The sequence below is a fragment of the Patiriisocius hiemis genome (assembly GCF_031846325.1).
Lineage (GTDB): Bacteria > Bacteroidota > Bacteroidia > Flavobacteriales > Flavobacteriaceae > Patiriisocius_A > Patiriisocius_A hiemis.
This window is the reverse complement of the sequence record NZ_JAVRHZ010000001.1, coordinates 191091-203767: the sequence shown is the minus strand read 5'-3', so window position 1 is coordinate 203767 and position 12677 is coordinate 191091. Positions and strand designations below refer to the sequence as shown.

11 protein-coding genes are annotated in these 12677 nt (G+C 34.1%); 10 read left to right on the top strand and 1 reads right to left on the bottom strand.

Annotated elements, in window-relative coordinates; genetic code table 11:
* Nucleotides 1–9: 9 nt before the first annotated feature.
* Entirely contained in the window at nucleotides 10–477 is a 468-nt protein-coding gene (smpB, locus tag RM538_RS00960; protein WP_311331516.1) for an SsrA-binding protein SmpB, read from the top strand.
* Here smpB and RM538_RS00955 read toward each other — a convergent pair.
* Entirely contained in the window at nucleotides 474–920 is a 447-nt protein-coding gene (locus RM538_RS00955; protein ID WP_311331515.1) for a hypothetical protein, read from the bottom strand. The genes smpB and RM538_RS00955 overlap by 4 nt on opposite strands.
* 66 nt (nucleotides 921–986) lie before the next feature.
* Between RM538_RS00955 and RM538_RS00950 the strand changes: the two genes are divergently transcribed.
* The 9 genes from RM538_RS00950 (at nucleotide 987) to RM538_RS00910 (ending at nucleotide 12646) form a co-directional block, all read left to right on the top strand.
* On the top strand, nucleotides 987–2513 hold the full coding sequence (locus RM538_RS00950; protein ID WP_311331514.1) for a nuclear transport factor 2 family protein: 1527 nt from the start codon (nucleotides 987–989) through the stop codon (nucleotides 2511–2513).
* A gap of 43 nt (nucleotides 2514–2556) precedes the next feature.
* Nucleotides 2557–3888 carry a M28 family metallopeptidase gene (locus RM538_RS00945; RefSeq protein WP_311331513.1) on the top strand — a complete coding sequence of 444 codons (1332 nt, stop codon included), beginning with the start codon at nucleotides 2557–2559 and terminating at the stop codon, nucleotides 3886–3888.
* A 5-nt stretch (nucleotides 3889–3893) separates the two neighbouring features.
* Complete coding sequence (locus RM538_RS00940) at nucleotides 3894–5543, top strand: M1 family metallopeptidase (RefSeq protein ID WP_311331512.1); 1650 nt, start codon at nucleotides 3894–3896, stop codon at nucleotides 5541–5543.
* On the top strand, nucleotides 5543–6112 hold the full coding sequence (locus tag RM538_RS00935; RefSeq protein WP_311331511.1) for a YdeI/OmpD-associated family protein: 570 nt from the start codon (nucleotides 5543–5545) through the stop codon (nucleotides 6110–6112). The genes RM538_RS00940 and RM538_RS00935 overlap by 1 nt, the downstream gene beginning before the upstream one ends.
* Nucleotides 6112–7380, top strand: coding sequence for an MFS transporter (locus RM538_RS00930; RefSeq protein ID WP_311331510.1), 1269 nt, complete (start codon nucleotides 6112–6114; stop codon nucleotides 7378–7380). Before RM538_RS00935 ends, RM538_RS00930 begins: the two co-directional genes overlap by 1 nt.
* A 97-nt stretch (nucleotides 7381–7477) precedes the next feature.
* Nucleotides 7478–10771: an amidohydrolase family protein gene (locus RM538_RS00925; protein WP_311331509.1), complete on the top strand. Its 3294-nt coding sequence runs from the start codon at nucleotides 7478–7480 to the stop codon at nucleotides 10769–10771.
* Nucleotides 10772–10811: 40 nt separating this feature from the next.
* Nucleotides 10812–11207 (top strand): VOC family protein, encoded by a 396-nt coding sequence (locus tag RM538_RS00920; RefSeq protein ID WP_311331508.1) that lies wholly within the window; start codon nucleotides 10812–10814, stop codon nucleotides 11205–11207.
* Nucleotides 11208–11546: 339 nt separating this feature from the next.
* Entirely contained in the window at nucleotides 11547–12212 is a 666-nt protein-coding gene (locus RM538_RS00915; protein ID WP_311331507.1) for an ATP-binding cassette domain-containing protein, read from the top strand.
* Between the two features lie 2 nt (nucleotides 12213–12214).
* Nucleotides 12215–12646 carry a DUF3291 domain-containing protein gene (locus RM538_RS00910; protein ID WP_311331506.1) on the top strand — a complete coding sequence of 144 codons (432 nt, stop codon included), beginning with the start codon at nucleotides 12215–12217 and terminating at the stop codon, nucleotides 12644–12646.
* Nucleotides 12647–12677: the final 31 nt, after the last annotated feature.

Sequence of the window (12677 nt, the reverse complement as noted above, 5' to 3'; positions counted from 1 at the left end):
TGCAATGCTATGGCACTACAAAAAAACGTAAACATTAAAAACCGAAAAGCAAAATTCGAGTATGAATTTTTAGATACGTATACTGCAGGAATTGTACTGGCAGGTACCGAAATAAAAGCCATTCGAGAAGGAAAAGCTTCTATAGCCGAAAGCTTTTGTGAGTTTAATGATCGCGGTGAACTCTTTGTTATAAATATGACAGTGCAAGAATACTCACATGCAAGTGCGTATAGCCATAATCCAAAAACAGAACGTAAATTACTTTTAAACCGTAGCGAACTTAAAAAACTTGAAAAAGAGGTTAAAAACTCTGGGCTTACTATTGTACCATTACTACTTTTTACTAACGAAAAAGGTTTTGCTAAACTTAAAATAGCTTTAGCTCGAGGTAAAAAACAATATGACAAGCGTGAAAGTATTAAAGAACGTGATACCAAACGAGATTTAAGCCGACTTAAAAAAGCGTTTAATAATTAATTAGTAACGATTGAACCATAAGTAGTTTCTAATACCTTAGTATCAAACTCTTTTGTAATAGACTCAAAACTATTGGTCTTTTCGTTTTGAATACACATAAAAGGAGGTGACACATAAAAGTCAGGTTTCTTTTCAGGTAGAACAAAAATGTAAGAGTTTACTTCGAAATTATCATCCATATTACATAAATCTAATACTCTAATCACTTCTCCATCAGACTTTTCGACTATTGTCATTGATGCAGTTGCTATAGGACCACAAAAAGCATAAGCAGGTACATGTTTTATAACTTTTACTTTAATAATTTCCTTTAAATCAAAAAACTCCCAATTATCCTGAAAAGAAGTATCAAAAGTTTCGATAATCTTAGATTCTTGACTATTAGATCTGAAAAATGATAATGTTAAAAGTATAAATAAGATATTTTGAAGAGGAAATTTCATACTCAAATATACTAGAACTATTTAAAAAGAGTAAAACCATTTCAAAAGAAACTGTATCTTTATTTTATGACAAAGTACATTCTATTTTTATCAGGTTTCTTAGCATACTCTACTCTATTTGCCCAACCTAATACTGAAGTATATCTTATAGATATTAAAGGGGCTACCCAACTTGAGGTTAGTAACTTTAAAAATATTTCAAATAATGATGGTTATGACAATCAGCCTTCATTTATAGACAACACAACCCTACTCTTTGCAAAAACCAGAAATGGGCAAACAGATATTGCTAAATACAATACAGAATTAGCAAAAACCTCTTGGCTATTTAAAACTACTACGGGAGGCGAGTATTCTCCACAACAACAATTTAATAATAATATTACTGCTGTTAGACTAGATACAAATGGTTTACAGCGACTTTACAGGTATCAAGATGGCAAAGAACCCAAACCTATTTCAAATCAAGAAATTGCTTATTATACATTTTTTGATGAAAACACACTCGTCGCGTCAATTCTTGGAGAAAATAAACTAGACCTAATTGTTTATAAACTTAATGAAGACAAGACCTATAAACTTTTAAAAGGAAGTGGGCGTTCTATTCATAAAATTCCAAATAATGACACAGCCGTAAGTTATACAGCCATTAATGAAAATGGCAATCATGACATTTACCAATTGGATATGGATACTTTAGAAAGCTTTTTTGTTGCTGAACTACCCATAGGTATCCAAGATCATGCATGGCTTACCGAAACTACACTTCTTTGTGGAAGTGGGGCAAAACTATATTATTATGATTTGTTTGGTGATGGTGAGTGGGAAGAAGCAGCAAATCTTTCAGATAAAGGTTTAAAAGAAATAACCCGATTGGCTGTAAGTCCAAATGGTGAAAAAATAGCTTTTGTTGCAGAAATAGATGAAGCTTCACCAGAAGATATAGTTGATGCACATATAGCACCATTTAATGAAAGGAGACTTGATGATTTTGCAAATACTTTTGATACTGATGTTATAGTAAGACGTTTCCCAAATGATACAATGTACATAGGCAGAAATACATTAAAGTCTAATTATAAAAAATATTATGAAAGAGTTGAGAAAGCAAATGTTGAAGTTAAAAATCGTATTGTTTATAAAGGCTATGTCATCGATGAAGAGCTGGTAACTGTAAATACAAAATCACACAGACAAGCAACGGTATATAAAACAGGTAATAATCTTATAAAGTCTATGACTTTTATAGACAACAAAAAAAATGCAGATACCCCTACAATTATTGTAGACAGACAATTAGAGGCGTATAATAATAGAGACATAGACGCTTTTATGAAAACATATACTCAAGATATCAAACTCTATAATTTTCCAAAAAATTTATCTTCTAAAGGTCAAGAACCTATGAGAGAAAGTTTCCAAGGTTTTTTCTCCAGCACTCCAGACTTACATTGCGAAATCAAAAATCGAATTGTTATTGGAAATAAAGTAATAGATGAAGAGTATATTACTGCTAATGGACAAAACTTTAGTGCGGTTGCTATTTATGAGATTGAAAATGGCCTTATAGCTAAGGTTACTTTTATTAGATAAACTACTTCATTCACTTTTCGTATTTTTAAAGAAAAATAATCCTATGTATAGATTTTTTATCCTCTTGCTTTTTGGAACTTCACTAAGCATTCAAGCACAAACCAATCCTAAAATTTATGAAATAATAGATGCTGTTTCTGCGGAAAGAATTGAGACAGACATTACAATATTAGCGGGATTTGGTACCCGAAATACTTTTAGTGACACTATAAGCGATACTAGAGGAATTGGAGCAGCACGCCGTTGGATAAAAAGCGAGTTTGAAAACATCTCAAAAGACTGCGGCAACTGTCTCGATGTATTCTACCAAAAAGATTTTGTAAAAGCCGAAGGTAACCGCCGCGTACCTAAAGACACATGGATTGTAAATGTAGCAGCAGTTCAAAAGGGCACAAAATACCCCAATCGCTATATCATTATGAGTGGTGATATAGATTCTCGTAATAGTGACGGAAGTGATTTCACAAAAGATGCTCCAGGAGCAAATGACAATGCTAGTGGTATGGCAGGAGCTATAGAAGCTGCTAGGGTTCTTTCAAAATACCAGTTCGAGAGCAGCATTGTATATCTGGGACTTAGCGGAGAAGAACAAGGACTATTTGGTGGAGCTGGTTTTGCTGCTTATGCAAAAGAAAAAGGCTGGGATATTATTGGGGTACTTAACAATGACATGATAGGAAATATTAAAGGAGTAGATGGAGTAATTAGTAATGTAGATTTTAGAATCTTTAGTGAACCTGTTCCTCCAACTGAAACTGAAAGGCAACGAAGAGCACGTCGTTTTTATGGTGGTGAGGTAGATGGTATTTCAAGACAACTAGCACGTTATGTTTATAAAACTACCAAAACATACATGCCAGAAATGAATCCTATGATGATTTATCGCTTAGATCGTTTTGGTCGTGGTGGACATCACCGTCCGTTTAATGATTTAGGATATGCCGGTGTTAGAATTATGGAAGCACATGAAAACTATACCCAGCAACACCAAGACATTAGAACTGAAAATGGAATTGAATATGGAGATAAACTTAAATTTGTAAACTTTGAATATGTAAAGAAACTAACGGCTGTCAATGCCATTACAATGGCGAGTTTGGCTTGGGCACCTCCAGCACCCGAGGAAGTTAGTATAGGTGGTATTGTAGAACCTTCAGCAAAATTTAAGTGGAAAAAAGTTGATGGAGCTGTTGGTTACAAGATATACTGGCGAGACACTACCTCCCCAACTTGGGATTACAGTAGATATGTAGGTGATATAAATGAATTTACCTTAAACGGAATCGTAATCGATAATTATTTCTTCGGTATTTCTGCTGTAGGAGCAAATGGGCATGAAAGTGTCGTAGTTTTTCCAAATTCAATTTTTAGATAAAAAGTATGAAAAAAATAATAGTATCAATACTAATTCTCCTAGTCTATTCCCCAGCTATCTCTCAAAATACTGGGTTATTCTCAGAAAAAGAAAAGTTTTCTGAAGCTGATAAGCTTAGAGGAAGTATTACTCCAGAGCGTGCTTGGTGGGATTTACAACATTATGACCTTTCTGTAGAAGTATTCCCAGAAACAAAAACCATTAAAGGGACTAACACAATAACATATACCGTTTTAGAAAATGAAAAAGTGATGCAAATAGATTTGCAAAAACCTATGCAAATTGACAAAGTAGAACAAAATGGAAAAAAGATATCTGTAAAAAAGAAAGGAGCTGTTCACTATTTAAAGTTGAAAAAACAACAAAAGGGAACAGAGCAAAAACTTACCATTTACTTTTCAGGGAAACCACGAGCTGCAAAAAATGCTCCTTGGGATGGTGGTTTTTCATGGAAAAAAGATAACAATGGGAAACATTTTATAGCCACTTCAAACCAGGGAATTGGTGCAAGTGTCTGGTGGCCTAATAAAGACCATGGTTATGACGAGCCAGATAAGGGTCTTAATATAGCTATTATTGCTCCTAGTGATTTGGTTGGTGTTGGAAACGGGAGATTAAAAAATACTGTAGATAACGGATCTACTAAGACATGGAATTGGGAAGTAGTGAATCCTATAAACAATTATGGTGTTAACATTAATATTGGAGATTATGTGAGCTTTGAGGAAAAGTTTGAAGGTCTAAATGGTCCATTAGACTGCCAATATTGGGTTCTAAAAGACAATCTTCAAAAAGCAAAAGAGCAGTTTAAACAAGCAGGTATGATGTTACGCGCTTTTGAGTATTGGTTTGGCCCATATCCATTTTATGAAGATAGTTTTAAGCTTGTGGAAGTACCATACTTAGGCATGGAACATCAAAGTAGTGTTACTTATGGAAATAGATATCAAAATGGATATTTAGGTAGAGATCTTTCAAATACAGGTTGGGGACTTCGATTTGATTTTATAATTATTCACGAAGGAGGTCACGAGTGGTTTGCTAATAATATTACCAATATTGATGTTGCAGATATGTGGATTCATGAGGGATTTACAGCCTATTCAGAAAATTTATATTTAAACTACCACTATAGTGACATTGCAGCAAGTGAATATGTAATTGGTACACGTAGAATGATACAAAACGACAAGCCTCTCATTGGAGTTTATGGGGTAAATAATGAAGGAAGCAGCGATATGTATTACAAAGGAGCAAATATCCTGCATACGCTTAGACAACTTGTAGAGGATGATAAAAAATGGCGTTCTATTCTAACAGGATTAAACAAAGAGTTTTATCATCAAACCGTTAGCAGTAAACAAGTTGAAGATTTTATTAGTACTGAATCAGGTATTGATTTAACCGAATTCTGGGAGCAATATTTACGTACTACTAAAGTCCCAAAAGTAGAATACAAATACAAAGGAAGAGAGTTAAGCTTTAAGTATTCCAACATAATTGAAGGGTTTGATATGCCCGTAATAATGGTTATTAACGGAAAAGAAGAATGGATTTATCCTACCAAAGACTGGAAAACAAAAAAACTAGAACACCCCATAAAAACTATAAAAATTAAGGACGATTTTTATGTAGATAGTGAGTTAATAAATTAATGGAGCGACCGCAACTATATTTTCCAAGAGCAATAGAATGGCGTGAGTGGCTCCATAGTAATCACACTAAATACCAAAACGGAATTTACCTAGAGTTTTACAAACTCCAAACAAAAGTCCCTACTATGCGTTGGGAAGAAGCTGTTAAAGTAGCACTATGTTATGGCTGGATAGATAGTACAGTAAAGAGTCTTGGTGGGGGCAAAAGACGGCAATTGTTTACACATAGAAACCCTAAAAGCACATGGAGTACTCTCAATAAAAAATACATAATTGCATTAGAAAAAGAAGGACTTATTCACGAAAGTGGCTGGAAACTTATTAATCTAGCTAAAAAATCTGGAAAATGGAGCGAAATGGACGATGTTGAAAATGGTATTATCCCACCAGATTTACAAAAAGCTTTTTCTAAAAATAACAAAGCATTTACTAATTATAACAACTTTGCCCCTAGCTACAAAAAATCTTATTTAAGTTGGTTACATAGTGCAAAACGGCAAGAAACAAGAGACAAAAGAATACAAGAAATTATAACACTCTGTGGATTGAACAAAAAATCTAGAAGCTAATGCAATCTCAAAGAAAACTTCCCTTCTATTATCTAACCTTACTTATTTTAGCAGGAGAAGCTGTTTTTATTTTACCCTTTGTATTAGCTAGAGTTTTTAGACCCACATTTTTAGAAGTTTTTAACCTAAGCAATTTACAATTAGGCTATTGCTTTTCAATTTATGGAATAGTTGCACTTGTATCCTATCTATTAGGAGGGCCGTTGGCAGATAAATTTAAACCACGTGTTTTGTTAGCTACAGCGCTTTTTTTAACTTCTTTAGGTGGGTTTGTATTAGCAACATTCCCTTCGTTTACTATTTTAAAAGTCCTATATGGTTATTGGGGTTGTACCACTATCCTACTCTTCTGGGCAGCAATGATAAAAGCGACTAGAATTTGGGGAGGTAGCAACCGGCAAGGAAAAGCATTTGGTTTTTTAGATGGAGGAAGAGGTTTAGTTGGAGCCTGTTTCGGGCTGGTAGGCGTGGTTATTTTCTCTCTATTTATTACTTCAGAAATTACCGAAGCACCTCTAACTGAAAGAAAAGATGCTTTTAGGTATGTGATTTATGTATCTTCAACTATTATTATAGCCATTTCAATCTTGGTATTCCTTTTTTTAAAGGATACATCAAAAAGCATTTCAGAAGAAAAAATAAAAAGCTTTGAATCATTAAAAGCAATTAAACAAGTCTTAAAATTACCAGCCGTCTGGTTGCTTATGATTATTATACTATGCGGGTATACGGGTTATAAAACAACCGATATTATTTCCCAGTATGCCAATGAGGTAATGGGCTACGATCAAATAAAGTCGGCTCAAATTGGAACACTATTGCTTTATATTAGACCAATTGTTGGGGTTACCATTGGTTTTTTGGCAGATATCACAAAACCCTCCAAAGTACTTATTTGGGGATTCGTAATGATGACATTAGGAAGTAGCTTTTTTGCTTCAGGGATTTTAAATGATAGTCTAATTCTTATTTTCTTTATAGCAATGATAAGTACTGCTCTTGGAGTGTACTCAATTAGAGTTTTATATTTTGCAGTTCTTAAGGAAGGGAATATACCGCTAGTATATACAGGCACAGCGGTTGGAATGATGTCACTTATAGGGTATACACCAGATATTTTTGCTGGTCCTATGATGGGTTATCTTCTTGATAATAATCCAGGTGAATTAGGGCATCAATATAGTTTTGGTGCTTTGGCTATATTTTCGGTTATAGGGGGTATTGCCGCTATTGCCTTTAGAAGAATTTCAAAAAATACGACAAGTTAAACTAGAAGTTAATATACTTCTAGCTACACACTACTAACCAATGACTGCTGACTAATAAATCATTATCTTTAAAGTCTGTATCATAATTTCAATCAAGATGAGAAAAATACTATCATTTATACTTATTGCGTGTACACTTACGCTTTCAGCACAGAAAAAGAAAGAAAAAAATACAAAAGAAGAAACTAAATGGGACGTAGCCAATCCGGGCAAAGACTTTAACTACAAAACTCATTCTTTTACTACAGATGAAGGAACATGGATGAATCTGGATGTAAGCCCAGATGGACAAACCCTTGTTTTTGATATGCTTGGAGACATCTATACTTTACCAATAACTGGCGGAAAAGCAAAAGCTATAAGAACTGGAATTCCGTTTGAAATTCAGCCGCGTTTTAACCCAGATGGTACTAAAATATCCTTTACGAGTGATGCAGGTGGAGGCGATAATATTTGGATTATGGATAGAGATGGCTCTAATGCAAAGCAGCTTACAAAAGAAAGCTTTAGACTTCTTAACAATGCTGTTTGGATGCCAGATGGGAATTATATAGTTGCTAGAAAACACTTTACATCTGGAAGAAGCCTTGGAGCTGGAGAGATGTGGCAATATCATATTACAGGAGGAAGTGGGTTACAACTTACCAAACGTAAAAACGACCAACAAGATGTAAATGAGCCTTTTGTTAGTAATGACGGGAAGTATTTATATTATTCTGAAGATATGTACCCAGGCGGGTTTTTTCAATATAATAAAGACCCTAACAAGCAGATATATGTAATTAAACGATACAATTTTGAAACTGGAAAGACTGAAACAGTTACAGGAGGGCCAGGCGGTGCTGCAAGACCAACAGTTTCTCCAGATGGAAAAAAGTTAGCATTTGTAAAAAGGGTTAGAACAAAGTCGGTTTTATTTATTCATGATTTAGAGACTGGAGAAGAGCTTCCTATTTATGATAACCTTGACAAAGACCAACAAGAAGCTTGGGCAATTTTTGGAGTTTACCCAAACTTTGCATGGCTACCTAATAATAATGAACTTGTATTTTGGAGTGGTGGAAAGTTCCAAAAAATAAACATTAAAAACCTTGCAGTCACTAATATACCTTTTACAGCAGATGTAAATATTGACCTTGCTGAAACAGTTCATACAAAAACTCCTATTGAAAAAACAAATTTTAACTCAAAAGTAATTAGGCATTTAGTAACTTCACCAACTAAAGATTTTGTAGTTTTTAATTCCTTAGGATATTTATATCGTAAGAATTTACCAAATGATACGCCTAAAAGGCTAACACAAGGCACCGATTTTGAGTTCGAACCTTCATTCTCCCCAGATGGAAACACTATTGTTTACGTCAGCTGGAACGATCTTGAGAAAGGTGCCATTTTTAAAGTTCCTGCTTCAGGAGGAATTCCTATAAAACTTTCTTCAAGTAAAGGCATATTTCGTACACCTTCCTACTCAAAGGATTCTCGCTATCTAGTTTACAGAAAAGAAGGCGGGAATACAGACCAAGGATTTACATACACAAAAAAACCAGGTATTTATACTCTAAACTTAGCTACAGGAGAGGAAAAGTTTGTTACTAGTAAAGGAGAATATCCACAATTTACTCAAGATGGAAAACGCATCTTACTACAAACAGGAGGTACCTACTTTGGAAACTTAACAAAAAAACTAATTAGTGTAAACCTCAACGGAAATGATGAAAAAGAACATGTTTCCTCTAAGTATGCAAACAGATTGGTCCCAAGTCCAGATAATAAATGGATTGCCTTTACTAATCTACATAAAGTATTTGTAGCTCCTTTAGTACTTAACGGAAAGTCCATAGACCTAGACAACAAATCGAGTTATGTACCAGTTTCACAAATTGCAAAAGACGCAGGTATAAATATACATTGGTCTAAGGACAGTAAACAAGTAATGTGGACCTTAGGAGACGAATACTTTAGTAACGAATTAAAAAACAGGTTTACATTTTTACCAAATGCACCAAAAGAAACCCCAGAGATGAACACTGAAGGTATCAAAATTGGACTTACAGCGCCAGTTGATAAACCTTCTGGAAGTATTGCTTTTATGAATGCTAGAATTATCACAATGGATGGTGATGAAGTAATTGATAACGGACATATATTAATAAAAGACAACAGAATTGAAGCCATTGGAAAAAACATTTCAATTCCAAGAAGTGCAAAAATTTATGATGCAAAAGGAAAAACCATTATGCCAGGTTTGGTGGATGCACATGCACATATTGGAGCCTTTAGATATGGGTTAACAACACAACAGAATTGGCAATTTATGGCAAATTTAGCTTTTGGAGTTACTACAGCACATGACCCATCAGCAAATACAGAAACGGTATTTTCTTTATCCGAATTACAAAAGTCAGGAGCTTTAGTAGGACCTCGCCTCTACTCTACTGGTTTTATTTTATATGGAGCCGATGGTGATTTTAAAGCCGTTATTAATAGTCTTGAAGACGCCAGAAGTAGCATTAGGCGTACTAAAGCCTTTGGAGCAAAAAGTGTTAAGAGTTATAATCAACCTCGTCGCGATCAACGCCAACAGGTATTGCAAGCTGCTAGAGAAATGGGTATTAATGTAGTTCCTGAAGGCGGCTCAACTTTTTATCACAATATAACAATGGTAATAGATGGCCATACTGGTGTAGAACATAATATTCCTGTAGCACCTGTCTATAAAGATGTATTAGAAATTTGGGGTAAAAGTGGTACCGGATATACACCTACACTTATTGTAAATTATGGTGGAATGAATGGCGAATATTATTTCTACCAACGTGATAATGTTTGGGAAAATGAAAAACTACTCACCTTTACACCTCGTTCTATTGTCGACTCTCGCTCAAGACATAGAACTAAAGTACCTAAAGAAGAATACGATAATGGACATATTTTAGTTTCTGAAACAGCAAAGAAACTTTCTGATGCTGGTGTGAAAGTAAATATGGGAGCGCATGGTCAACTTCAAGGGCTTGGAGCACATTGGGAAACTTGGATGATGGCACAAGGAGGAATGAGTAACCTAGAAGCTTTAAAAACAGCTACTATTAATGCTGCGGAATATATTGGAGCAGGTGATGATATTGGTTCACTAGAAAAAGGAAAATTAGCAGATTTAATCATTTTAGAGAAGAATCCGCTTGAGGATATAGAAAACACACAAACCGTAGAAATGGTAATGGTAAATGGTAGATTATATAATGCTAAAACTATGGATGAAATAGGAAACAATCCTAAAAAAAGAGGGCAATTCTGGTGGGAAGCAAATAATTATAATCAAGCATTTCCTTGGCATCAAGAAACCGAAAGTTTTATGAAAGGTGGTTGTGGCTGCCACATTGGACATAATTAGTGATAGAGAAACTGAAATATGAAGCAATAATTAAATAAAGATGAAAGTAACACTAATTAGCATTCCAGTTAGAGACCAAGAAAAAGCTTTAAAATTTTATACAGAAAAGTTAGGTTTTATAAAGAAGAAAGATCAACCATTAGGTGGAGGAAATAGGTGGCTTACCCTAGTTTCTTCAGAATGGAAGGATGGACCAGAATTATTATTGGAGCCAGCTCCTAATCATTTTGAGCCGTGTAAAGTATATCAAGATGCATTGATGGAAGCTGGATACCCTTACACTCAATTTGATGTTAAAAATGTTGATGCAGAGTATAAGCGCTTAACAAATTTAGATGTTGAATTTAGCACAAAACCAACAACAATGGGTACTGTTAAATTTGCTATTTTTAATGATACATGTGGAAATAACATTCAACTTGTAGAAGAATTATAAATCTACAATAATCAAAAACAGATATTGTTTGTTAAGCAGAAAATTTAATCACCATGACCCTCCGTCCTTATTGGAACTATTACAAAGACTGTTTTCCTTTTATTTTAGCTAGTAGTTTGCTTTTTTTTATACTGTTCAATTTGGTAATTGGCATACTTATCTTTTTATCGTTTTCTTTTGTCCTAGGTATTAAAGCTGTGTCGCTATTTAAACCTAATGAAATATATTTCTATTACAACATTGGTATTACCAAGAAAATGCTCTACAAAAAAACTTTTATCATTAATTGTGTAGTAGCAGTTCTGGTGTTTTTATTGTTCCTATTAATTTCTTTTTTATTTGAAAACATTTCAGTTATATAATGCCCAAATTAAATTTGGCAGTAAGGAACTATTACAAAATGTTTCTTTTACGCTTTCAACAGGAGAAGTGCTGGGTATTTTTGGCAGAAATGGGTCTGGAAAATCTACTTTACTAAAAATGCTCTTTGGGACACAACAAGGAGGAAGTATTGGCGCAGCAATAGATTCAAAGATTTTCAATCCAAAAGAAAACATTTTACAACAACATATTGGGTATGTCCCACAACATGAATTTGTCCCTAAGCAACCTAAGGTTAGAGACATTATCCCTATGTATTATCCAGATGAAGAAACTCAAGACAAAGTGTTTTATACCAAAGGTATTCATAAATTAACAGCAAAACGAGTTGGAGAACTTTCAGAAGGAGAACGTAAATTTTTTGAAGTGATTTTAGTAGGAAGTGGTAGTCATCCGTTTCTATTTTTAGACGAACCCTTTTCTATGATAGACCCACTTAAAAAGGATTTGATTAAAGAGTTTTTACTTCAGAGAAAAGAAACAAAGGGCATTATTATTACAGATCATTATTACGATGATGTATTGCAAATGACTAGTAAGAATATTGTGTTAAAGGACGGAAAAAGCTTCACTATTTCTTCTGTTGAAAATTTAAAAGAGTTTGAATATCTTTCAAAAAATTAATTATGCATATAGCACAACTAAATATTGCCGAAGCAAAGGATCATATGGAAAGTGAAACTATGAAAGATTTTGTTGCTAATACAGACAGAATAAATGCTCTTGCAGAAGCACATCCAGGATTTATATGGCGACTAGTAGGTGAAGATAGTAATGACTCCTATGATATGGAGTTATGGGACTCACCTTTTATCATTACCAATATGAGTGTTTGGAAAGACAGAGAAAGCCTCTTTGATTATGTGTACAATACTGCTCATGTGGAAATCCTAAAAAGAAAAAAAGAGTGGTTTCATAAAATGCCTAGGATGCATATGGTACTTTGGTATGTAAAAGAAGGACATATACCAACCATAACAGAAGCTAAAGAACACTTACAACATTTACACACCCATGGTGAGAGTGAGTATGCATTTACTTTTAAAAGTAAGTTTTAAGTAAATACAATAAATCATAAATGCAGTTAAT